Origin of the sequence: Cellulosimicrobium sp. SH8, assembly GCF_025818875.1 — a bacterium.
GTDB lineage: Bacteria > Actinomycetota > Actinomycetes > Actinomycetales > Cellulomonadaceae > Cellulosimicrobium > Cellulosimicrobium cellulans_D.
Genome location: NZ_JAMXMH010000012.1, coordinates 42,600 through 64,628, shown reverse-complemented (window position 1 = coordinate 64,628; position 22,029 = coordinate 42,600). Strand labels below are relative to the sequence as shown.

Genomic DNA, 22,029 nt, shown 5'->3' with positions numbered 1-22,029 from the left:
AGCCCGGCTACCCGCCGAGCTGGACCCGGAGCGCCTCGGGGTCGTGCGCCGGGAGGCGGCACACGAAGTCGGCGCACAGGTACGCGCCGGGTCCGCGACCGGCGAGCAGCCCGACGCCGTCGACGGCGAGCGCCGCAGCGTCGCCGGGCGTCGCGGCGAGCAGCAGGCCGTTCGGGTGATACCAGACCCGCGCGACCTGCCGGAACGCCTCGCGCAGGCCCGGGTCGGCGACGAGCACGAGCTGGTGGGGCGGCTCGGCGAGCCCGACGGCGACCCGCAGCACCCCGGCCGCGCCGAGCGGGTGCTCGCTCGCCGTCGGGGACGCGGCGACGTGCGCGCGGGCGGCGTCCCGGTAGCGCGGCTCTCCCGTGGCGAGGTGGGCCAGCAGCGCGGCCCGCGCGGCCGCCGTCGTGCCGGACAGGACGGCGCCCTCCGACGCGTCCGCGGCGGCGCCGGCCGCGAGCCCGAGGTCGGTGAGCACGGGGTCGGTGCCCTGCGGGGGCCGCAGCTCGCCGTCCGCGCCGACGGTCGCGTCGACGAGCCGCAGGCCCTCGCGCACGTACCGGGCCTCTCCCGTCAGGCCGCCGAGCACGAGCAGAGCGGTCGCGAAGGCGCCGTGGTCCTCGAGCGTCGCGACGGCGTCCGAGGCGACGCCGCCCTCCGACGCGCGCACGAGCGTCCCGTCGGCCCGCACGTGCGTCGTGAGGAGCCGGTCGGCGGCCGTGCGCGCGGCGTCGGTGAGGTCGGGGAGGTCGAGGTGGTGGCCGGCGCGCGCCAGCGCCTCGATCGCGAGGCCGTTCCAGCCGGTGAGCACCTTGGTGTCGAGCCGGGGCGGCTCGTGACGCGCGCGCTCGGCGGGCGGGAGCAGGTAGTAGCCGCCCTCGACGCGCTCGCCGCCGACGACGGACTCGGAGTCCTGCGCGCTCGCGAACGCGCCGTCCGCGAGGCGCAGCACGCGCAGGAGGAAGCGCCCGACGTCGGCCGCGACCCGTGCGACGCCCTCGCCCGGGTCCGGGGTGCCGGGGGCGGGTGCGGGCGTGCGGAGCGGGCCGTCCACCGGCCCGGTGCGGCGGAGCACGGCGAGGGTCGTCGCGGCCGAGAGGAGCTGCGCGTTGTCGTAGAGCATCCGCTCGTAGTGCGGCTCCGACCAGTCGGGCCGGGTCGCATACCGGAAGAACCCGCCGTCGACGTCGCGCAGCGGGCTCGCGGCCATCGCGTCGACCGTGCGCCCGGCCAGGACGAGCGCACGCCGGGCGACCTCGGGGTCCACGACCGACGACGCCGCCACGTCGAGGAGGAGCTCGAGCGTCGGCGCGACGGGGAACTTCGGCGCGCCGCCGAACCCGCCGTGCACGCGGTCCTCCGCCGCCTCCAGCTGGTCGACGACGGTCCGCGCGTGGTCGGCGAGCCGGCCGACCGGCCCGTCGTCGGTCGCGCCGGGGGCGCCCGGCTCCCCGGGGGCGGCGACCGCCGTCGCCGCGGCGGACGGGACCCCTGTCCGCCGCCCCGCCGCCGCGTCCCGGAGCGCCACGCGGATCGCCTCCCCGGTGTCGACGACCTGGTCGCGCCGCTGCTCCCAGGCCTGCACGACGGCGTCGAGCACGTCCCGGAACGCGGGCCGCCCCGCCACGGGGACCGGCGGCCAGTACGTGCCGGCGTAGAACGGCGCGCCGTCCGGCGTCGTGAACACGGTGAGCGGCCAGCCCAGGTCGGACGTGAACGCGCTCGCGGCGGCGAGGAGGCTCGCGTCGACGTCGGGGTGCTCCTCCCGGTCGACCTTCACGGCCACGAAGCCGCGCGCGAGCTGCGCGCCGATCGCGGGGTCGGAGAAGCTCTCGCGCGCCATGACGTGGCACCAGTGGCACGTCGCGTACCCGACCGACACCATCACGGGCACGTCGCGGCGGCGTGCCTCGTCGAACGCCTCGGCGCCCCACGGGTACCAGTCGACGGGGTTGTCGGCGTGCTGACGCAGGTACGGGCTCACGGCGTCGGCGAGGCGGTTGACCATGCGTCCCAGCCTGCCAGGTGGCGGCGCGGCGGCGAGCGGAGTCCAGAACCGGTTTGTCTGCTACGTCCAGCACGTGCGCGCTTGTAACGTTGCGCCCATGCCCGGCCCCGAGCAGTCCGTCCTCGCGGCGGCGACCGACGACGACACCCACCCGAGCCCGCCGTCGCCCGCGCCGCTGCCCCGGCGACCCGTCCGTCAGGTGCCCGCGAGCGGTGACCGCCGAGGCCCGTTCGCCCTGAGCGAGGTGCTCGGGCACGGCGGGTTCGCGCACGTCTACCGCGCCACGGACGCGGACGGCACGGAGGTCGCCGTGAAGGTGCTCACGGGACTGCAGGAGGGCTCCCGCGAGCGCTTCACGCAGGAGGCGCGGCTGCTGGAGGCCGTGGGCGGGCGCGGCTTCCCCGCGTTCGTGCGCGCGGGCCTGGACGACGACCAGCCGTGGTTCGCCATGGAGCTCGTGCCGGGCACCACGCTGCGCGAGCAGGTCCGCGCGACGGGGCCGCTGGACGGGCGCCAGGCGCTGCGGCTGGCCTCGGACGTCGCGGAGGCGCTGCTCGTGCTCCAGGAGCAGCACTGCGTGCACCGCGACCTGAAGCCCGCCAACATCATGGTCGACGGCGACCGCGCGGTCCTCATCGACCTCGGCATCGCCAAGCTGTTCGACACGGCGACGTCCACCCAGCCGGTCGGGACGCTCGCGTACATGGCGCCGGAGCTGTTCGCCCGCCGCGTGCACCCCCGCTCGGACGTGTACGCGCTCGGCCTGCTCCTGATCTTCGCGAGCACGGGAGTCGTGCCGGCGGACCTGAACTTCCTCGGTCGCGACCTCGAGGCCGAGGACCTCGTCCGGGAGGTGCCGGACGACCTCGTCGGGGTCCCGGCCGGGATGGAGCTGGCCCCGTCCCCCGCCGAGCTGCCGGAGATCGACCCGCACCTGCAGGACCTGATCCTGTCGATGACCCGCTACCAGCCGAACCATCGCCCCGCGCTGGAGAGCGTGGTCGCCGTGCTCCGCGCCCGGCTCGCTGGGGAGGCCGGCGACGACACCCTGCTCCTCACGCAGCGGATCGTGGCGGACGGCGCCACCGCGGCGGAGCGCGCGCTCGGTCCCGTCGCCGGGCTGGGCGCCGCGACCGGCGCACCCGTCCGGGGGGTGCGGCCGGTCGACGTCGGCGCGGTCGGCCCGGACCTCGACGCGGGCTCCGGCGCGGCGTCCGGGCGGGACACCGCCCGCGCCCGGGAGCCGTGGCACGCGCTCGTCTACGACGCCACGCTCATGAGCGTGCTCTCCGAGGTGCACGGGGACGGGTTCGACGGCGCGGCCTCCGAGGTCATCGCCGACCACGTGGCGAGCATCGGCGCGCACGTCGCCGACGGCCGGACCCCCGCCGAGCTCAAGGACTGGCTCTGGCAGGCGATGCAGTGGCAGGCCGCCACCCCTCCGGCCGGGCACCCGGACACCCTGCGCGGGTGGCGGGCGTACCGTCGCCCACCGCACGTGGTGCCGGGCGGGCCCGAGCCCGTGCCCCACGGCGCCCGGCTGCGATCGGACGAGCCCGACGCTCTCCCCGCGCGAGGCGCCGCGGGCGGACGCGCCTGGCCGGTGCCCGTCCGGCGGGTCTCCACGCTGGGTCGGCCGCCGGCGACGTCGTCCGCGGCAGATCCGACGCCCGCGGCCGTCGTGCGCACGCGGGTCCTGGACTCCCCCGACCTCGTCGCCACCCAGGTCGGGCGACCCGTCCCGCCGTCGGTCCCACCACGCCGGAGCCCCGTCCAGCACCTCGGGCCGACGCCGCGGACGGGCCGGCCGCGCATCACGGGCGCGGCCGTCACGAGCGCTCCGGCCCCGCACCCCTCGATCGCGCAGCAGAACGCTCCCACGTTCCCCGCGGCCCCGCCGCGGGGGGCAGCCCCGGCGTCCGCGCCGGCGTCCCCGTCCACGGCGCCGTCGACGCCACGGTCGCGCTCCGCCGCGTCGTCGACCGGGCACCGCTCCCGGGTCGGGGGCGCGCTCCTGCGCGCGCTGCCGCTCCTGCTCGCGGTCCTGGCGGTGCTGCGCACGCTGTGGCTCGTGCCCGACGGCGCGGCCCGGCAGAGCGAGCCCTTCGTCCCCCTGCCGCCGCAGCTCCTGGAGTCCCTCCGCGTCTCGGTCGACCTGGCCCCGCTCGTCGACGGTCCCGTGCTCGCCCTGGCGGCGCTCGCGGTGGCCGTGGTGCTGCGCGTCGCCGGGCTGCGCACGTGGACGTGGCCGTACACGCTCGTCGCGTGCGCGTCCGTCGTGACCACGGTGGTGCTCGTCCTGCGCGGCTGAGCAGCGCTCAGAGCGGCCCGAGCACGTCGTCGCGCGACGCCCCGAGGTCGAGCGCAGCGAGGACCTCGCCGAGCGCCCGCTCCTCGTACCTGAAGTGCGACTCCATGATCGCGCCCACCCCGTCGAGGTGGCGCCCGACGGCGTCGCGCGACGCCTCGGGGTCCGCCGCCCGGTCGAGCGCGTGCTCGAGGTCGGCGATGAGGTACGCGATCATGCCGTGGTCCTGGCGCAGGCGCCGCAGCACGTCGGCCAGGTCCGGGTGACGACGCTCCAGCTCGGGGAAGAGCACCGCGTCCTCGGCCGTGTGGTGCCGGGTCAGCGCGGTGCAGAACCCGCGGCACCACACGAGCAGGTCCGTGGTCGCGGCAGCGCCGGACCGGTCCGCGGTGACCGCCGCCGACTCGCGCACCAGCGCCAGCGCGCGCCGCAGCCGGTCGTGCACCGCGAGCATCTCGTCGTACCAGGCCACGAGCCTGGTCTTCTCGCCCTCACTCACCGGTGAGGAACGAGGAAAGGGTCCGTGCGTGCACGGCTCCCCCTTCCGGGTTCGGCGCCTCCATGCCTGACGTGGTCCGCCACCGGCACGCGACGCTGGGCGCGACCCTAGCACCCGGTCGCGGCCCACCGCGTGGCGTCGGCACCGCCCCCGCCGTCCGCGCGCGAGCGGCCGAGAACGACACCACGCGCCGTCGAGCACGTGGTTGCTGTCGTTCTGGGCGTCAGAACGACAGCAAGGTCGTGTTCGGCGCGGCGCGGGGGCGGCCGTCAGGCGTGGAGACGGCGGAGGAAGGTGCGGGTGCGCTCTTGCTGCGGGTCGCCGAGCACCTGCTCGGGGGTGCCGCGCTCGTGGACGCGGCCCTCGTGGAGGAAGCAGACCTCGTCGGCGACGCGGCGGGCGAAGCCCATCTCGTGCGTCGCGACGAGCATCGTGCGTCCCTCGGCCCGCAGCTCGGCGAGCAGGTCGAGCACCCCGCCGACGAGCTCCGGGTCGAGCGCGGAGGTCACCTCGTCGAGCAGGAGCAGCTCGGGGCCGTTGACGAGGGCGCGCGCGATGGCCGCGCGCTGCTGCTCACCACCCGAGAGCTGGTCGGGGTACGCCGTCACCTTGTGGCTCAGCCCCACCCGCCCCAGCATCTCGACGGCGGCCGCCTCCGCCTCCGCGCGCGCCCGCCGGTGCACGAGGCGGGGCGCGAGCGTCACGTTGTCGAGCACGGTGAGGTGCGGGAAGAGGTTGTACGCCTGGAAGACCATGCCCATGCGCGCCCGGACGCGGTTGGCGTCGAGGCGCGGGTCCGCGACGTCCTCGCCGTCGAGCAGGATCTGCCCGTCGTCGACCTCGTCCAGGAGGTTGACGACGCGCAGGAGCGTCGACTTCCCGGACCCCGACGACCCGACGAGCACCACGCACCGGTGCGCGTCGACGTCGAGGTCGATGCCGTCGAGCACGACCCGCCGCCCGCCCGGGACGCCCGGGGCGGGGAACGTCTTGCGGACGCCGCGCAGCGCGAGCAGGTGGTCCGCGCCCGTGTCCTGCGGGGTGGCGCCGGAAGGCAGGACGACCCCGCTCATCGGATGTCCCCCGCCCCGCTCACGGTCGCGAGCGACCGGCCCCAGCCGCGGCGCGCCTGGTACGCGTCGACCGCGCGCGTCAGCGGGAACGACACGAGGAAGAACAGGATCCCCGCGACGACGTAGGGCGTGAAGTTGTAGCTGCCGGTCGTCGCGATCTGCGCGGCACGGATCGCGTCGACCGCGCCGAGCACGGAGATGAGGCCCGAGTCCTTCTGCAGCGAGACGAGGTTGTTCGCGAGCGGCGCGGTGACGTTGCGCACGGCCTGCGGCAGCACGACGCGGCGGGTCGTCTGCGCGCGCGTCAGACCGAGCGAGCGCGCCGCAGCGACCTGCGAGGGGTGCACCGACTCGATGCCCGCCCGGAACACCTCGGCCAGGTAGGCGGTGTAGGTGAGGACGATCGCGAGCGCCCCGAGGAACGCACCCGACGTCGGCAGCCACTCCAGCCGCAGCGCGGGCAGCCCGAAGCCGACGAGCAGCAGGACGAGCAGGAGCGGCACCCCACGGAAGAGGTCGACGTAGCCGATCGCGAACGCGCGCAGCGGGAACAGCGCCGGGATCCGGCTGGTGCGCGCGATCGCCAGGCCGAGACCGAGCAGCGTGCCGACGACGCCCGCCACGACCCACACGCGCAGGTTGAGCCACAGCCCCTCGAGGATCGCCGGCAGCGACTCCCACGCCATGGCGGGGTCGAAGAACGCGGTCCGCGCGCGCTCCCAGCCGGGCGCGTTGACGACGACGAGCACGACCGCCGCCACGACGAGCACCGTGCTGACGAGCGCGACGAGCAGCGAGCGCCGGCGCTGCGCGCGTCGGAACGCCGCGCGGTCGAGCGCGAGGGGCGACGGCGACCACGCGGCCCCCTGGACGCCGTCGGGCATCCCGCGCCCGGGCGGGCGCGCGTCGTCGGGCACGGTCACGGCCGGGTCACTCGAGGACGGGGATGTCGTCCGACTTGAGCCACGTCGTGCGCAGCTCGGCGAGCGTGCCGTCCGCCTCGAGCTCGTCCACGGCCTGGGTCACGCAGTCGGTCAGCGCGGAGTCCAGGTCGAGCACGAGCCCGTACTGCTCGACGACGCCCTGGTCCGGCAGCGTGCCGATGACCACGGAGTCCGGGAAGTACTCGGTCGAGGCCGCGACGCCCTGGTCGACGTCCATGACCATCGCGTCGATCGTCCCGGACTGGAGCGCCTGCATGCCGTCGCCCGCCGCGTTGTACGGCGAGATGTCCGCGTCCTCGCCCCACGCGGCCTCCGCGAGCGTGAGGCTCGTCTGCGCGGCCGTGACGCCGATGCGCGCGCCGTCGAGCTCGGCGAGCGTCGTCGCGCCCGCGTAGGGGCCGTCCTCCATGACGATGACGCCCTGGCGCGTCGTGAGGTACGGGCTGGAGAAGTCGACGGCCTGCTTGCGCTCGTCGGTGATCGACGTCTGGTAGGCGGCGACGTCGAACGGCTTCACGGCCGGGCTGATGATCTGCTCGAACGTCACGGTCTCCCAGACGACGTCGTCGGCCGCGTAGCCGAGGCGGTCCGCGACCGCGTAGATGAGCGCCGACTCGAAGCCCTCGCCCGAGTCGTGCTCGCCGATGTACCACGGCGCGTACGCCTCGCCCGCGCCGACGGTCAGCACGCCGTCGGTGAGCGTCGGGAGCGCGCCGGGCTCGCACTGCGCGGCGTCGCCCGAGGCGCTGCCGCTCGGGCTCGCGGCGTCGCCGCCGTCGGAGCCTCCCGACGAACAGGCCGTCAGCGCGAGCGCGGCGACCGCCGTGACGGCGGTGAGGACGGCGGGACGGGGACGCAGACGGCGCATGGTGACCTTCCGGGTGTCGGGCGCCCGCGGGAGTGGTGGGCGCCGGCCACTGACGATAACGCCGGGCCGTGGGCCGTGGCTTCCCCCGGCCGGTCCTCGGCGGGGTGGGGCGCGTCACAGGCGACGGCGCATCGACGCGGACGATGGCACGACGGAAGGACCTCGTGACACGACGAAGGCCCTCGATCATCAGATCGAGGGCCTTCGCCTTCTGAGTAGCGGGGGCAGGATTTGAACCTGCGACCTCTGGGTTATGAGCCCAGCGAGCTACCGAGCTGCTCCACCCCGCGTCGGTGATCACTACTCTACGTGAGGTTCCGGACCAGGCCAAATCGGGTGGACGAGACGTGGGTCACGCCAGGACCTCGACCCCGAACGCGAACTCGCGCACGGCCCCCGGCTCCAGCCGGACGTCCGTCGCGCAGTCGGGGCGGTTGAAGGCATCGGTCAGCGTCTCGACGGGCTCGACCGCGACCGCGGTGCGCTCGCGCCGCGCGAGGCCGTCGCCGGTGTAGACGTGCACGAGCCCGCGGCGCTGCCAGACGGCGAGCCCCTGCCCCGTGGCGGGGTCCCGCAGGACGGTGCGGGCGCGACCGTCGGCGCCGGCCCGCAGGGCGCCGAACGCGTGGTCGAGGCGGACGCCCGCGAGCGGCAGCGGCCCGAGCCCGTCGACGGCGGCGAACGCCTCCGCCCCCGCGAGCGGGAGCAGGCCCGGGTCCGTCACGACGGCGCGCCCGGCCGGGACGGTGAGCTCGAGACGGTCGATCGTCTCGTGGCCCGGGACGCGCAGGTACGGGTGCCAGCCCAGGGCGACGGGGGCTGCCGTCGCCCCGACGTTGCGGGCCCGCATCGTGACGTCGAGCGCGCGCGCCCCGAGCACGTACTCGACCTCGAGCGCGAGCGCGAACGGGTACCCGGCGTGCGTGTCGGCGGCCACGGTCGCCGCCAGCCGGACGGACACCGGGGGCGCGTCGCCCTCGTCAGCAGCCTCCGCCGGTCCCTCGACCCGCTCGACGACCGCCCAGTCGAGCGTGCGGGCGAAGCCGTGCATCGTGACGGGCTCCCACGGCAGGACGGGTGGCATCCGGTGCCGTACGCCGTCGAACAGGTACTCCCCGCCGGCGAGGCGGTTGACGAAGGGAGCCATGAGCGCAGACCGCGCGGCGTCGTGCGCGGCGACCTCCGCCTCGTCCGCGTACCCGTCGACGAGGTCCTCGACGCGCTCGACCCCGTCCGCCCCGCGCCACGGCGCACGCCAGGCGAGCACGGCCGCACCGCGCAGCGCCACGACGAGCTCGCCCCCGGACGGGTGGTGCAGGCGCACCGCGGGGACGGCCGGGGTCGCGTCGCTCGCCGCGCTGAAAGCGTTGCTGCAAACCGTTGCAGAAGTCACGAGGAGCGATCCTTCCGCCCGGCGGACGAAAAGACAACTCCGGCACGACGACGGGCGGGTCGGGCCCCCCGAAGGTTGTCCCGACCCGCCCGTCGTGCGTCGCGCCGCGTGGGGCCTCGTCAGCCCGCGGACGGCTCCGTGTCGAGCGACTGCTCGGCCGCCAGCGCCGCCTCGAGCGCCTGCTGCAGCCGGTCCTGCGCCTCGCCGTACGCCGCGAAGTCACCCTCCGCGAGGGCCGCCTGGCCGTCCTCGATGGCCTGCTGCGCCTGGCGCAGCGCCTGGTCGAGCTCGGCGCGGGCGCCGCCGTCGACCGTGCCGCCGTCGGCCGGCGGCGCCGGCTCCTCGGTGGCCGGCGGCTCGGTGCCGAGGTCGGTCGTCCCCGGGTCGGTGGTCTCGCCGTCGGCCGGCTGGTCCGGGACCTCCGTCTCGACCCCGCCGTCGGCGTCGCCCGCGTTCGCGCCCGAGTCGCCGCCGAACACCTGGTCCAGCGCCTCGTCGAGCGTGTCGGCGAAGCCGATCTCGTCGCCGAAGGACACGAGCACCTTGCGCAGCAGCGGGAACCGCGTGCCCTCCGTCGACTGCACGTAGACCGGCTGGACGTACAGCAGGCCGCCGCCCACGGGGAGCGTGAGGAGGTTGCCGTTGATGACCGTCGAGTCACCGCGGCGCAGCGCCAGCAGGCCGTCCGCCGCGGTCGGGTCGGTGTTGAAGTTGTTCTGCACCTGACCCGGCCCGGGCACCGTCGCGTTGCGCGGCAGCTCGAGGAGCCGCAGCGTGCCGTAGTCCTCCGAGCGCACGCCCGCCTCGTTGCCCGGCTCGGCGTCCACCGCCAGGAAGCCCGTGAGGATGTTGCGGTCCGAGCCGCCTCCCGGGATGTACGTCGACATGAGCGAGAACGTCGGCGCCTCCTGGCTCGGCATCTGCAGCGTGAGGTAGTACGGCGGCTGCAGCGGCTTGACCTGCCCGCTCGCCGTCGGGTCCTCGGGGCTGCGCCAGAAGTCCTGACCCGAGAAGAACTCGTTCGCGTCGTCCACGTGGTAGCTCGCGAGCAGCGTGCGCTGCACCTTGAACAGGTCCTCGGGGTAGCGCAGGTGGCTCATGAGGTCGCCCGAGATCTCCGAGATCGGCTGGACCGAGCTCGGGAACACCTGGGTCCACGCCTGGAGCACCGGGTCCTCGGCGTCCCACGCGTACAGGTCCACGGAGCCGTCGTACGCGTCCACGGTCGCCTTGACCGAGTTACGGATGTAGTTCACCTGCTGCGGCGCGAGCGCCTCGACCGAGTTCGCCGCGACGAGCGAGTCGCGCGTCGAGTCCTCGAGCGACTCGGACGTCGAGTACGGGTACGCGTTCGAGGTCGTGTAGCCGTCCACGATCCACTTGACCCGGCCGTCGACGACCGCCGGGTACACGCGCCCGTCGAGCGTCAGGTACGGCGCGACCTTCGCGACGCGGTCGCGCGGGCTGCGGTCGTAGAGGATCTGCGACTCCTCGGTGACGCGGTCGGAGAAGAGGATCTGCTCGGAGCCGAACTTCAGCGCGTACAGCACCTTGTTCATGAACGACCCGACGCTCGGGCCGCCCTCGATCTCCTGCGTCGGGAACGTGTTGTTGACCTGGCCGCCCTCGTCGTCGACGGGGTAGTCGAGCTCCCACGCGTCGCGGCCCTCAGGGGCGCCCACGATCGAGTACTGCGGCGCCTCCGGCGAGAAGTAGATGCGCGGCTCGTAGCCGCCCGCGTCGGTGAACGCGCCGGTGGACGGGATCGAGCCCTCGTAGAACGCCGGCCGACCGTCCGGACCGATCTGGTTGCCGTACGCGGCGACGACTCCGAAGCCGTGCGTGTAGACCGTGTGGTCGTTGACCCAGTTGCGCTGGTCGGCGCCCAGGCCGTCCTGGTTGAGCTCGCGCACCGCGATGACGGTGTCACGGCTCTCGTCCTCGATCGTGTAGCGGTCGACCGACAGCGACGGCGAGAACTGGTAGTACTGCTTGTTCTGCTGGAGCTGGCTGAACGACGGGCTGACGATCTCCGGGTCGAGCAGGCGGATCGACGCCGTCGTGTCGGCGTCCTCGCGCAGCGCGCCGGCCTCCGCCTCCGTCTTCGCGTTGTACGGCTCGGTCTGGACGTCGTCGATCCCGTAGGCGGCCTTCGTCGCGTCGATGTTGCGCTGGATGTACTCCTCCTCGAAGTCCTGCGCGTTCGGCGTGACCTGGAAGCGCTGGACGACGCTCGGGTAGATGCCGCCGATCGCGATGGCCGACACGACCATCAGACCCACGCCGATCGCCGGGAGGCGCCAGTTGCCGCGCACCGCGGTCACGACGAACAGCGCCGCGACGAAGAGGGCGACGACCGTGAGGATCGCCTTGGAGGGGATGACGGCGTGCACGTCGGCGTACGACGCGCCGTCGAACTTGGCCCCGCCCGAGGTGAGGATCGAGTACCGGTCGAGCCAGTAGTTCGCCCCGATCAGGACCAGGAGCAGCGCGGCGGTCACGGAGAGCTGGACGCGCGCGGCCTTCGTCGTGCGCGGGCCCGCGTCCGAGCCACCACCGATACGCAGGCCGCCGTACAGGTAGTGCGTCGCGACCGCGGCGATGCCCGCGATGATGACGACCGCCATGAGGAAGCTCACGACGAACCGGAGCGCGGGCAGCGTGAAGACGTAGAACGCCAGGTCGATGCCCCACTGCGGGTCCGTCGTGCCGAAGGGCACGGAGTTGAGCGCCAGCAGCACGGTCTGCCACTGCGAGGCCGCCGCCGCGCCGGCGAAGAAGCCCACCAGCGCGGGCGCGACGATCATGACGACCTTGCGCAGCGGCTCGATCGCCTCGCGGTACTGGTCGAGCGTCGCCTGCTCGGGCGTCGAGGGCGCGTAGATCGGCCGTGACCGGTACGCGATCGAGAACGACAGGAAGACGAGGCCGCCCATCACGAGGAACCCGCCGACGAAGAGGGCGATGCGCGCGCCCCACTGCGTCCACAGGACGTTCGCGAAGTCGAGCTGCCGGAACCACAGCACCTCGGTCCAGAACTGGGCGAGCAGGAGCAGCAGGACGACGAGGGCGCCGACGACGGCGATCGCGATCCCGATCGGGCTCCGGCGCCGGGCGGGCCGCCCCCCGGAGGACGGCCGGCGGGGCGCTGCGGCGAATGACACGGTGGGTATACCTCTTCGGTCGTGGCTCGGGCGTGCACCGGGGACAACGCCCGGTCCTCCCCCAAGGTTCCCACGGTCCGCGGCCCCGTGGGGGACGGCACGGCCGGTCGCCGCCGTCCACCGCCGGTCGGCGCCCGATGGGGGACGATGGGGGGCATGCCCCAGCCTGACGACGCAGCGTCCTCGCCCGCCCCCGACCTCGTCGCACCCGGCGGCCCCACGCCCCAGCACGCCCTCGCTCTCGCCGTCCACGAGATCGAGGTGCACGCGGGCGACGCCGGCTGGGACGCGCCGCCGCGGCTCTTCGCGCTCGTCGCGACGGCCGGTGCGCTCGCGGCGGACCCGACGCTCGCCGACCGCCTGCCGCCCGACGTCGTCGCCGCGGCCTCCGCCGACCCGCACCACCTGCTCTCCATCGAGCAGGAGGGCTTCGCCGTGGACGGCGACCTCGAGGACGGGCTCGCGCGCGTCGCCTGGCCGGCGACGGTCGACGGCGCCGCGCTCGTCGTCGAGCGGATCGTCCTGCCCCCGGCCGCGGAGGAGGGTGTGCCCGACGACCCGGACGCCGCGCTCGACTACCTCACGTCGCACCCCGACCGGCAGGACGTGCGCCTCGCCGTCGGCGTGCTGCGGGACGGCCCGTCCTGGTGCGCCGTCCGGTCGCGCGCGCACGACGCGGCCACCGACGTCGCCGGCGGCCCCGACCTCGTCCCCGGCCTGGTCACCGCGCTGCGCGCGACGCTCGAGGACTGACGCGCGCGGCCGTCGTCAGCCGCGCGCCTCGCACGTCGCGAGCGTGTCCCCCTCGCCCGCCCCGATCGCCTCCATCGCCGCGCGGGCGTCGGCCAGCGTCGAGACCGCCGCGACGTGCAGGCCGTCCGGGACGTTGCCCACGACCTCCGGGCAGTTGGCCTGCGGCGCGAGGAACCACGTCGCGCCGTCGCGCAGGGCGCCGTACAGCTTCTGCTGGATACCGCCGATCGGGCCCACGTCGCCCTCGACGCTCATCGTGCCCGTGCCCGCGATGACGACGCCGTTCGCCTCGTCCTCGGGCGTGAGCTGGTCGACGATGCCGAGCGCGAACATCGTGCCGGCGCTCGGGCCGCCGATGTCCTCGATCTGGATCGACACGTCCACCGGGAAGTCGAACGTCGGGTCGATGAACACGCCGAGCAGCGCGGTGTCGCCGCCGTCCGTCGTCGTCACCGTGAGGTCGGTCTCCGCGCCGTCGCGCAGGACGCCGAGCGTCACGTCGGCGCCGGGCTCGACGGCGGCCAGGCCGTCGATGAGGTCCTGGTACGTCGGGACCGGCGCCCCGTCGAGCTCGACGATGACGTCCCCCGGCTCGACGACGCCGTCCGACCCGCTGTCCGGGACCGCGGCCTCGACCGTGAGCGTGGCCGGCACCTCGTACCCGAGCTCGGTGAGCGCCGCGACCGTCGCGTTCTCCTGCGAGGAGATCATCTCGGCCTGGCCCTGCTGCTCCGTCTCCTCCTTGGAGCGGCCGGTCGGGAAGACCTCCTCGACGGGGCGCACGCTGCGCGACCGGTCGAACCAGCCCTGGACGACCTGGGCGAGGTTCACCGGGTAGCCGGGTCCGCCCGCGACCGAGACCGTCGTCAGGCGCAGCTCGCCCGTCGAGTCGAAGGTCTCGGCGCCCGTGATGGAGATGAGCGGCGTGCCGTCCTGCTCGCCGAGCGTGTCCTCCGTCGGCCCCGGCGACCGCACGGCGTAGGGCGCGGGCAGGATCGCGAGGCCCGCGACGAGCAGCGTCGTCGCGAGCAGGGAGATGCCGAACGTCAGGGACCGCCGCGTCACCGGCGGCGGGACGTGCTCGTCCTCGGTGAGGAGGGCGTCGAAGGAGGGGGCGTCGCTCACCGGGACATCATCCCCGAGGATGCTGGGATCTCCCTGCCGACGGCGCCCGCGCGCCGCACGCGCTCGCGACCGGCGCACCGCGTCGGACGTCACGGGCGACGGGACCGCGCCTGCCGCCAGACCGCCGCGGTCCCCAGGACCGCGACCGCCGCACCCGCGGCGCCGAGGGCGGCCGCGTCGCGGCCGCCGAACCGCAGCCCCGCGACACCGACCCGGCCGCGCACCTCCGCGAGCAGCACCTCCAGCGCCGCCGCACCCGACCAGGTAGGAGACCACCCGGCGTCGTGCAGGCGCCCTGCCGAGACCGACCACGGGTGCACGACGAACGCGAGGTCGCCCGCCGGGGACGGCAGCACCCCGACCCGGTGCAGCCGCTCGGCGGCGCCGAACGCGGTCGCGGGCGGGAGCTGGACCGTGCGCAGGCCGGCTGCTGCGGCCACCGTCTCGGAGTCGAGCACGTCGGGCAGCCCGCCGCGCAGCGGACCAGCCGTGAGCCCACCGACGAGGCCCTGGTCGAGCGCGACCCGCACCGCCGCGACGACGTCCTCGACGTGCACGAGGTGCCACGTACGCTCCCCGCCGCGGACGGTGAGCAGGCGCGGTGCCTCGAAGTGCCGCGTGAGGAGCGTGTCGATCCCCGGCCCGACGACGACGGCCGGCCGCACGAGCCCGAGCGGCACCCCGCCCAGCGCCTCGCGCAGCGCGCCCTCGAACGCGGCCACGTCCCCCGCGAAGCCGGGTCCGTCGTCGACCGCGACCGGGTCGTCGTCCTCGATCACCGCGCGACCGGCCGTCGCCCCGTGCACCGCGGCCGACGTCACGGCGACGACGTGCTCGATCCCCGCGGCGACCGCCGCCTCGCCCGCGCGGCGCCCGAGGAGCGCGAGCCGGGCGCGCTGCTCGGCGTCGGTCTTCGCGCGCGGCGCCCCGAACTCCCCGGCCGGGGCGACCACGACGAGCCTGCGCGCGCCGTCGGGCCACCCGTCCGCGTCCACGGGCGACGCGTCGGCGGCGCCCAGCCCACGACGCACGGCGGCCGCGACCTGGCCGACGCCGACGACCACGGCGGGCTCGCCCGACGGCGTGCCCGGCCCGCTCGTCGGGGCGTCCCCCGGGTCGCCCGTCGGGGCCTCCCCGGGGTCCCCCAGGGGGCGTCCCCCGGCGGGGACCGTGTCGCTGCGCCGTGAGCGAACCCGGCCCTCGGACATGGCTCAGCCCCCGTTCTCGGCGGTCGATCGTGGTTACGGTGAGCACCGACGCTACCGTGAGGAGTCGCCATGAGCAGCCTTCCCCCCGACCGCACGCCCGGACCGGACGACGACACACCCTTCGACCCGCGGTTCGAGGAGCTGCTCCGCTCGATGCTCGGACCCGACGCGGACGAGGCGCTGCGCGAGCTGCGCGCCCGTGGCCTCGACCCGCAGGCGCTCGCCGCCGGGGGCGCGGCGGACCCCCAGCTCTTCCAGCACGTCCTCGCGCAGGTCCAGCGGCTGCTGTCGACGCCGAGCGACGGCCCCGTGAACACGGACGTCTCGCACGACGTCGCGCGCCAGGTCGCCGTCGCCGAGGGCGACCCCTCCGTCACCGCGGCGCAGCAGCGCGCCGTGACGGAGTCGCTGTCCGTCGCCGAGCTGTGGCTCGACGCCGTCACCGACCTCCCGCCGTCGGGCGGACGTTCCCAGGCCTGGAGCCGGTCCGAGTGGGTCGAGCACACCCTCCCCGCGTGGAACGAGCTCGTCGCGCCCGTCGCGGCGTCCGTCGCCGACGCGCTGGCGACGGTCCTGCGCGACCAGCTCCCGGAGGGCCTCGGCGACGACCCGTCGGCGCTGCCCGGGGTCGGGTTCACGCTCCCGGGCCAGGTGCCCGGGCTCCCCGCCGGCGCGCTCGGGCTGCCGGGCGATCCCGCAGCGCTCATGCAGCGCCTGGGCTCGGCGGTGTTCGGCATGCAGGTGGGCCAGGCGGCGGGCACGCTCTCGCGCGAGGTCTTCGGGGCCACCGACGTCGGGCTGCCGCTGCTCGACCAGCCCGGGACGGTCCTCCTGCCCACGAACGTCGAGGCGTTCGCCGAGGGCCTGGACGCCCCCGCCGACGAGGTCCGCCTGTTCCTCGCGCTCCGCGAGGCAGCCCACGCGCGCCTCTTCACGCACGTCTCGTGGCTCCGCGGCCACCTGCGCAGCCTCGTCGACGCGTACGCGCGCGGCATCACCATCGACCTCTCGGCGCTCGAGTCGCAGCTCTCCGACGTCGACCTCACCGACACGGACGCGCTCCAGCGCGCCCTGTCCGGCGGCGTCTTCGGGCTCCAGAACACGCCCGAGCAGCAGGCCACCCTCCTGCGGCTCGAGACGACGCTCGCGCTCGTCGAGGGCTGGGTCGACGAGGTGACGGCCGCCGCGGCCCTCCCCCACCTGCCGCACGCGGTCCCGCTGCGCGAGATGCTGCGGCGCCGACGCGCGGCCGGTGGTCCCGCCGAGCACACGTTCGCGACCCTGGTCGGGCTGGAGCTGCGCCCCCGGCGCTCCCGCGACGCCGCGGCCCTGTGGGCGCTCATCGCCGCGCAGTCCGGCCCGAGCGCGCGCGACGGCGTCTGGGACCACCCCGATCTACTGCCCGACGCGACGGACCTCGACGACCCCGCGGGCTACGAGAGCCGGCGGGCCGTGACCCGCATCGAGGAGGCCGACGTCGACCGCGCGCTCGAGGAGATCTTCCGCGCAGCCGAGGGGACGGGCGGCGCCGAGCCCCCGACCGGGACGGCGGACGACACGACGACGGACGACGCGACCGACGACGGGCCGACGGACGGCGGAGGCACCACGCGCTGAGCCTCCGGCGCCGCCCGTCAGGAGGCGCCCGACGACCCCTTTGCCGCGAGCCCGGCGTCCTCCACGGGGGCGCCGGGCTCGTCGCCGTCGGGCTCGAGCTCCGCGTCCCGCGCGAACGAGAAACCCTCCAGGAAGCCGCGCGCCCGGTCCGTCCGCGGGTACGACTCGAGCAGCTTCCAGAACCCCGGGCCGTGGCCGGCGTGGAGCAGGTGCGCGAGCTCGTGCAGCAGCACGTAGTCCAGCACCCACGGGGGCATCCCCCGCACGCGGGTCGAGATGCGGATCGTCCCGTCGATGAGGGTGCACGACCCCCACCGCCGGTCCTGGCTCCCGGACCAGCGCACGCTCGTCGGGTGCGCGCGGCCGTCGAGGTACTTCTCGGACAGCTCGACGGCACGACGCTCGAGCTCGTCGTCGGAGGGGCGCCGCCGGCGCTCGGAGTCGGCCAGACGGTCGAGCATGCGCTGGACCCACTCGCGCTCCTGCGCGCGGGTGAACCGCGCCGGGATCGCGACGATCGTGCGCTCGCCGTCGCGGTAGGCGCTCACCGTGCTCTTGCGTCGGCGGCTGCGCCGAACCTCCACGATCGTCTCCCGGACCACGCTCAGACCGTAGTGGTTCTCGCCACGAAAAGGCAGGGGCCCACGCCGCGTGGTGCGGTTTCTCGCGACGTTCGGTCGAGAGGACGACGGGACAGGCTGTGCTCCAGGTCAAGGAACACCCCTCGAACTGCCGCTGAGGTCTGCCTGTGGACAACTCCGACCGGAGGTCAACCCCGTGCCACGCTGACCGCGGTCGGCCGAACGCGCCGCCCGCCCCACGACCCGCGGAGGACACGTGCAGCGACGACGCGTGCTGCGACCCGAGGCCCCGCTGCTGCGGCGCGCTCCGGGCGAGGTGCAGGTCGGCACCGACCCGCGGTGGTCGGTCCGGCTCGCCGGGCTCGAGCCCGGCGAGGAGGAGTGGCTGCACGCGCTCGCCTCGCCGTCGGCGCGGCGAGGTGACGGGCGCGAGGCCGCGACACCCACGGCGCCCGCCCGCCGGGCCGCGCTCGTCCGGCTCCTCGAGGAGGCGCACCTGCTCGTCCCCGCCCGCCGGCGACGCCCCGCCTCCCCCGCCCCGGGGCACGGCGAGGCGGACGTGGGCGTGCTCTCGGCGCTGCGGCCCGACGGCGCCGGGCACCGTGTCCTCGCGGCCCGCGCCCGGGCGACCGTCGCCGTCGTCGGGCTGGGCCGGGTCGGGGCCGCGCTCGCCGTGCACCTCGCGACCGCCGGCGTGGGCACGATCGCCCTGGAGGACCACGGCACCGTCCTCGCCACCGACGTCGGGGTGGGCGCGTACCGGCTGCGCGACGTCGGGACGTCCCGCGAGACCGCGGTGCAGCGGCTCGTCGAGGAGGTGGCGCCCGGGGCCGTCATCGCCGCGGGTGGGGACGCACGCCCGCCGGCGGACGCGTCCGCGGCGACGCGGGCACCGGGCCGGCCTCCGGACGTCGTCGTCGTGGTCGAGCACGGCGCGGCGGACCCGGAACGGGTCGCGAGGCTCGTGGGAGAGGGGGTGGCGCACCTGTCGGTCGTGGTGCGCGAGGCCGACGTCGTCGTCGGACCGTTCGTCCGGCCGGGCCTCGACCCGTGCCTGACGTGCGTGGACCTGCACCGCGCGGACGCCGACCCGTGCTGGCCCCAGCTCGCACGGCAGCTGCGCGAACGTGGCGTGCGTGCAGGCGAGGAGTCGTCGCTCGCGGCGTCGGCCGCCGCGGTCGCGCTCGGTCAGGTCCTGGCAGCCCTGGACGGGCTCGTGCCCCGCGCAGCCACGGCCTGCATCGAGATTCCTGCTCCCGATGCGGTGCCGCGGCTGCGCGAGACGGGTCGCCACCCGCGCTGCGGGTGCGACGAGCTGGCGCGCACGCCCCCGGACGGGGCGCCGCTCACCATGTCAGGCCGCCGTCGAGGCGCCGACTGACGCCTCGGCCTCGGCGCGCGACGCCTCCTGCGCCTGGCGCTCGGCCTCGCGGGCGAGCACCTCGGCCTTGCTCGGACGGCCGCGGCCGCGCTTGCGCGCGACGACGGCACCGTCCACGAAGACCTCGCCGCCCCAGACGCCCCAGGGCTCGCGACGCTCGATCGCGCCGGCGAGGCAGCCCTCGACGAGGGGGCACGTCCGGCACAGGGCCTTGGCCTCCTCGACCTCGGCGGACCGCTCGGCGAACCAGAGCTCCGGGTCGTTGGTGCGGCAGGGCAGCAGACCCGCGAGGAGACGGTCGAACTCCGCGGAGTCCTTCTCGCCGAGGGGTGTGGCCAGCGGTTGGTGGGGGACCCAGGGGCCGGATCCGCCCTGGGCAGTGATGTTGTCGAGCAGCGCGGTGAGCCGCACGATGTCCTCCAGTGATGTCCTGTCGTGGGTGTGAACGTCGTCGTCACAGGACCCCGAGGACAGCGGTCCCCGTCAGAAGGGAAGACGGGAGAGACCGGTGATCCTCATCGGCGGACGTGCTCTGGAGAACACGAAGGCCACGGGTCCGAGACGGACTCCGCGGCCTGGAAGGTTCTGGTCGGTCAGACCAGACGTGTCCTGGAGGCGGAGTCGGGAGCGGAGCGGGTGACGAAGGTGCCGCCGCGGTGCGCGATTGCACGCGGACGGAGTCCTCCTGGCGTGCCCGTGTAGACGGACGCGTTATCCAGCAGGTTCGCCATGGCGATCTGGTTCTTCATCAGCTTTCCCACCCCCTCTCTCCGTTCGAGGCCCGCCTCCCGGCGCGCCCCTCTCCAACAGGACTCGTCGACCATATGTCGCGCGTCGCGGGACGCACAACTTATTTACGAGAATTTCTTCGACGAGTTTCCCGGGCCCTCGTCGCGCCCGGGAACGGCGCGTCGTCACCGCTCCGCGCGGCCCACGATCTCCAGGATCGCCGCGCCGTACCGCTCGATCTTCGCGGGCCCGAGCCCGTTGATGCGGGCCAGCGCGGCCGTGCTGGTGGGCCGGGACTCCGCGATCGCCGCGAGCGCCGTGTCCACGAGCACCGTGAACGCCGGCTTGTCCGTCTCCTGCGCGACCTGGCGCCGCCACTCGCGCAGGCTCTCGAACAGCTCGCGGTCGTACTCCCCCGTGAGCCGCAGCTTCGCCTGCCCGGCACGCGGACGGCGCGTCCCGTGCGCGCCCGGCTCGTCCGGCCACAGCCCGTCGAGGAACCGGGTCCGGCGCCGTGTCGCACGACCGCCCGGGTTGCGTGACCGCGCGAACGACAGCTCGAGGTGCTCGCGGGCGCGCGTGATGCCCACGTAGAGCAGCCGCCGCTCCTCCGCGATCGCCTCGTCGGTCTCCGCGAGAGAGATCGGCATGAGGCCCTCGCTCACGCCGGCGAGGAACACCGCGTCCCACTCGAGGCCCTTGGCCGCGTGCAGCGACGCGAGCGTCACGCCCTCCACGGTCGGTGCGTGCTGCGCGGCGGCGCGCTCGTCGAGCTCGGCCACGAACGTCGCGACCGTCGGGGCCGGTCCCTCAGCCTCCTGCGCGAGCGCCGCGACGTCGTCGGCGAGCGCGACGAGCGCCTGCGTGGACTCCCACCGCTCGCGCGCCGCACCCCGTGCAGCGGGAGGCGCCGGAGCCCACCCGGCGGCGGCGAGCACGTCGCGCACCGTCTCGGGCATCGCGACGTCGGGATCGGCCGACCGGGCCGCCCCGCGCAGGAGCACGATCGCGTCGCGCACCTCCTTGCGCTGGAAGAAGCGCTCGCCGCCCCGGACGAGGTAGCCGATACCCGCGTCGGCGAGCGCCGACTCGAACGCCTCCGACTGCGCGTTGGTCCGGTACAGGACCGCGATCTCGCTCGCGCGCGTCCCCGCGGCGAGGAGCCGCGCGATCCGCTGGGCGATGCCGGTGGCCTCCGCCTCGTCGTCGTCGTACGCGGTGAACGCGACCGGCGGTCCCGCGGGACGCTGGGCGACGAGCTCGAGCGCCTGGTGCGCGCCGCCCGCGCGCCCGGCGCGCGCGAGGAGCTGGTTGGCGAGGTTCACGACCTGCGGCGTCGAGCGGTAGTCGCGCACGAGCCGGATGACCTGGGCGTCCGGGTGCGTGCGCGAGAACGTGAGGAGGTGGTGCGGCGTCGCGCCCGTGAACGAGTAGATCGTCTGCGACGGGTCCCCGACGACGCACAGCTCCTCGCGGCCCCCGAGCCACTGGTCGAGGACGAACTGCTGGAGCGGCGAGACGTCCTGGTACTCGTCGACCACGAAGTGCCGGTACTGGCGCCGGACCTCGTCCGCGACCCCGCCCTGCGTCGAGAGCATGTCGCCGAGCATGAGGAGCACGTCCTCGAAGTCGATGACCGACCTCTCGGTCTTCACGTCCTCGTAGGCCGTGATGAGACGCGCGACCGTCTGGTGGTCGTAGCCGGCGGGGGGCTCGCGGTCGATCGCCTCGCACGCCCGGACGTAGTCGTCCGCGGTGACGAGCGAGACCTTGGCCCACTCGACCTCGGACGACAGGTCGCGCACCGCGACGCGGTCGACGCCGACCCCGAGGCGGCGCGCCGACTCGGCGATGACCGGGGCCTTGTGCTCGAGGATGCGCGGCGGCGCGCCGCCGACGACCTTGGGCCAGAAGTAGCCGAGCTGACGCAGCGCCGCGGCGTGGAACGTCCGCGCCTGGACGCCCGTCGCACCGAGCTCGCGCAGGCGCGTGCGCATCTCCCCCGCGGCCCGCGCGGTGAACGTCACGGCCAGCACGCTCGTCGGCGCGTACACACCGGTGCGGACGCCGTAGGCGATGCGGTGCGTGATGGCGCGCGTCTTGCCCGTCCCGGCACCCGCGAGCACGCACACCGGGCCGCGCAGCGCGACCGCGACGTCGCGCTGGTCGGGGTCGAGCGCGTCGAGGATCTCGTCGGCGGTGCGCAGGGACGGCGGACGTGAGACCGGTGGCGTGGACATCACCCGCGATTCTCGCAGGCGCCGGTGACACGCGGGTGACGACCGGGGGCCCTGCGCAGGGAACAGCGCGCGGGCCGCCGGTGTTACCGTCACGACCGATCGCCCGCGGCACGCGCCGCCCGGAACCGCACCAGG

The 22,029-nt window shown here is 75.2% G+C and carries 17 protein-coding genes and 1 tRNA gene; 4 read left to right on the top strand and 14 right to left on the bottom strand.

The window, feature by feature from the left end; all coding sequences use genetic code 11:
• Window positions 1-7: 7 nt before the first annotated feature.
• Window positions 8-2,011, bottom strand: a complete 2,004-nt coding sequence (locus NF338_RS16675; RefSeq protein ID WP_264031815.1) for a thioredoxin domain-containing protein — start codon at window positions 2,009-2,011, stop codon at window positions 8-10.
• 97 nt (window positions 2,012-2,108) lie between these two features.
• Here NF338_RS16675 and NF338_RS16670 point away from each other — a divergent pair, with 97 nt between their 5' ends.
• Window positions 2,109-4,322: a serine/threonine-protein kinase gene (locus tag NF338_RS16670; protein ID WP_264031813.1), complete on the top strand. Its 2,214-nt coding sequence runs from the start codon at window positions 2,109-2,111 to the stop codon at window positions 4,320-4,322.
• 7 nt (window positions 4,323-4,329) lie between these two features.
• Here NF338_RS16670 and NF338_RS16665 read toward each other — a convergent pair whose 3' ends face one another.
• From NF338_RS16665 to NF338_RS16635, 7 genes are all read right to left on the bottom strand, one after another.
• The gene (locus NF338_RS16665) at window positions 4,330-4,791 is read right to left on the bottom strand and encodes a hemerythrin domain-containing protein (RefSeq protein WP_264031812.1); all 462 of its coding nucleotides are present in this window, start codon (window positions 4,789-4,791) and stop codon (window positions 4,330-4,332) included.
• Window positions 4,792-5,087: 296 nt separating this feature from the next.
• On the bottom strand, window positions 5,088-5,891 hold the full coding sequence (locus tag NF338_RS16660; RefSeq protein WP_264031810.1) for an amino acid ABC transporter ATP-binding protein: 804 nt from the start codon (window positions 5,889-5,891) through the stop codon (window positions 5,088-5,090).
• A complete protein-coding gene (locus NF338_RS16655; RefSeq protein ID WP_264031809.1) occupies window positions 5,888-6,814 on the bottom strand; it encodes an amino acid ABC transporter permease in 927 nt (308 codons plus the stop codon). The genes NF338_RS16660 and NF338_RS16655 overlap by 4 nt, the downstream gene beginning before the upstream one ends.
• Before the next feature lie 7 nt (window positions 6,815-6,821).
• A complete protein-coding gene (locus tag NF338_RS16650) occupies window positions 6,822-7,703 on the bottom strand; it encodes an ABC transporter substrate-binding protein (RefSeq protein WP_264031808.1) in 882 nt (293 codons plus the stop codon).
• Between the two features lie 216 nt (window positions 7,704-7,919).
• Window positions 7,920-7,993 (bottom strand) — tRNA-Met (locus tag NF338_RS16645).
• A gap of 62 nt (window positions 7,994-8,055) precedes the next feature.
• Window positions 8,056-9,096 (bottom strand): aldose 1-epimerase, encoded by a 1,041-nt coding sequence (locus NF338_RS16640; RefSeq protein WP_264031807.1) that lies wholly within the window; start codon window positions 9,094-9,096, stop codon window positions 8,056-8,058.
• A gap of 119 nt (window positions 9,097-9,215) precedes the next feature.
• Window positions 9,216-12,260, bottom strand: coding sequence for a UPF0182 family protein (locus NF338_RS16635; RefSeq protein WP_264031806.1), 3,045 nt, complete (start codon window positions 12,258-12,260; stop codon window positions 9,216-9,218).
• Between the two features lie 156 nt (window positions 12,261-12,416).
• Here NF338_RS16635 and NF338_RS16630 point away from each other — a divergent pair, with 156 nt between their 5' ends.
• Window positions 12,417-13,013: a PPA1309 family protein gene (locus NF338_RS16630; protein ID WP_264031805.1), complete on the top strand. Its 597-nt coding sequence runs from the start codon at window positions 12,417-12,419 to the stop codon at window positions 13,011-13,013.
• Window positions 13,014-13,028: 15 nt separating this feature from the next.
• On the opposite strand, the gene NF338_RS16625 is transcribed toward NF338_RS16630, so the two are convergent.
• Both NF338_RS16625 and NF338_RS16620 read right to left on the bottom strand, forming a co-directional pair.
• Window positions 13,029-14,138: a PDZ domain-containing protein gene (locus NF338_RS16625; protein WP_264031804.1), complete on the bottom strand. Its 1,110-nt coding sequence runs from the start codon at window positions 14,136-14,138 to the stop codon at window positions 13,029-13,031.
• A gap of 89 nt (window positions 14,139-14,227) precedes the next feature.
• Entirely contained in the window at window positions 14,228-15,346 is a 1,119-nt protein-coding gene (locus tag NF338_RS16620) for an NAD-dependent epimerase/dehydratase family protein (protein ID WP_264031803.1), read from the bottom strand.
• Between the two features lie 69 nt (window positions 15,347-15,415).
• Between NF338_RS16620 and NF338_RS16615 the strand changes: the two genes are divergently transcribed.
• On the top strand, window positions 15,416-16,963 hold the full coding sequence (locus NF338_RS16615; protein ID WP_264031802.1) for a zinc-dependent metalloprotease: 1,548 nt from the start codon (window positions 15,416-15,418) through the stop codon (window positions 16,961-16,963).
• A 17-nt stretch (window positions 16,964-16,980) separates the two neighbouring features.
• Here NF338_RS16615 and NF338_RS16610 read toward each other — a convergent pair whose 3' ends face one another.
• A complete protein-coding gene (locus NF338_RS16610) occupies window positions 16,981-17,565 on the bottom strand; it encodes a YgjP-like metallopeptidase domain-containing protein (protein ID WP_264031801.1) in 585 nt (194 codons plus the stop codon).
• A 250-nt stretch (window positions 17,566-17,815) separates the two neighbouring features.
• Between NF338_RS16610 and NF338_RS16605 the strand changes: the two genes are divergently transcribed.
• Window positions 17,816-18,925, top strand: a complete 1,110-nt coding sequence (locus tag NF338_RS16605; protein ID WP_264031800.1) for a ThiF family adenylyltransferase — start codon at window positions 17,816-17,818, stop codon at window positions 18,923-18,925.
• On the opposite strand, the gene NF338_RS16600 is transcribed toward NF338_RS16605, so the two are convergent.
• The 3 genes from NF338_RS16600 to NF338_RS16590 form a co-directional block, all read right to left on the bottom strand.
• Window positions 18,899-19,336 carry a WhiB family transcriptional regulator gene (locus NF338_RS16600; protein WP_087471443.1) on the bottom strand — a complete coding sequence of 146 codons (438 nt, stop codon included), beginning with the start codon at window positions 19,334-19,336 and terminating at the stop codon, window positions 18,899-18,901. The two genes, NF338_RS16605 and NF338_RS16600, sit on opposite strands and share 27 nt — an antisense overlap.
• 182 nt (window positions 19,337-19,518) lie before the next feature.
• Complete coding sequence (locus tag NF338_RS16595) at window positions 19,519-19,674, bottom strand: hypothetical protein (RefSeq protein ID WP_264031799.1); 156 nt, start codon at window positions 19,672-19,674, stop codon at window positions 19,519-19,521.
• A gap of 165 nt (window positions 19,675-19,839) precedes the next feature.
• Window positions 19,840-21,894: an ATP-dependent helicase gene (locus tag NF338_RS16590; RefSeq protein WP_264031798.1), complete on the bottom strand. Its 2,055-nt coding sequence runs from the start codon at window positions 21,892-21,894 to the stop codon at window positions 19,840-19,842.
• Window positions 21,895-22,029: the final 135 nt, after the last annotated feature.

What these genes read in the sequence shown, in the direction of transcription:
- NF338_RS16675 (WP_264031815.1), bottom strand. Translation starts at nt 2,011, where the DNA reads ATGGTCAACCGCCTCGCCGACGCCGTGAGCCCGTACCTGCGTCAGCAC.
- NF338_RS16670 (WP_264031813.1), top strand. Translation starts at nt 2,109, where the DNA reads ATGCCCGGCCCCGAGCAGTCCGTCCTCGCGGCGGCGACCGACGACGAC.
- NF338_RS16660 (WP_264031810.1), bottom strand. Translation starts at nt 5,891, where the DNA reads ATGAGCGGGGTCGTCCTGCCTTCCGGCGCCACCCCGCAGGACACGGGC.
- NF338_RS16650 (WP_264031808.1), bottom strand. Translation starts at nt 7,703, where the DNA reads ATGCGCCGTCTGCGTCCCCGTCCCGCCGTCCTCACCGCCGTCACGGCG.
- NF338_RS16630 (WP_264031805.1), top strand. Translation starts at nt 12,417, where the DNA reads ATGCCCCAGCCTGACGACGCAGCGTCCTCGCCCGCCCCCGACCTCGTC.
- NF338_RS16620 (WP_264031803.1), bottom strand. Translation starts at nt 15,346, where the DNA reads ATGTCCGAGGGCCGGGTTCGCTCACGGCGCAGCGACACGGTCCCCGCC.
- NF338_RS16615 (WP_264031802.1), top strand. Translation starts at nt 15,416, where the DNA reads ATGAGCAGCCTTCCCCCCGACCGCACGCCCGGACCGGACGACGACACA.
- NF338_RS16595 (WP_264031799.1), bottom strand. Translation starts at nt 19,674, where the DNA reads ATGAAGAACCAGATCGCCATGGCGAACCTGCTGGATAACGCGTCCGTC.
- NF338_RS16590 (WP_264031798.1), bottom strand. Translation starts at nt 21,894, where the DNA reads ATGTCCACGCCACCGGTCTCACGTCCGCCGTCCCTGCGCACCGCCGAC.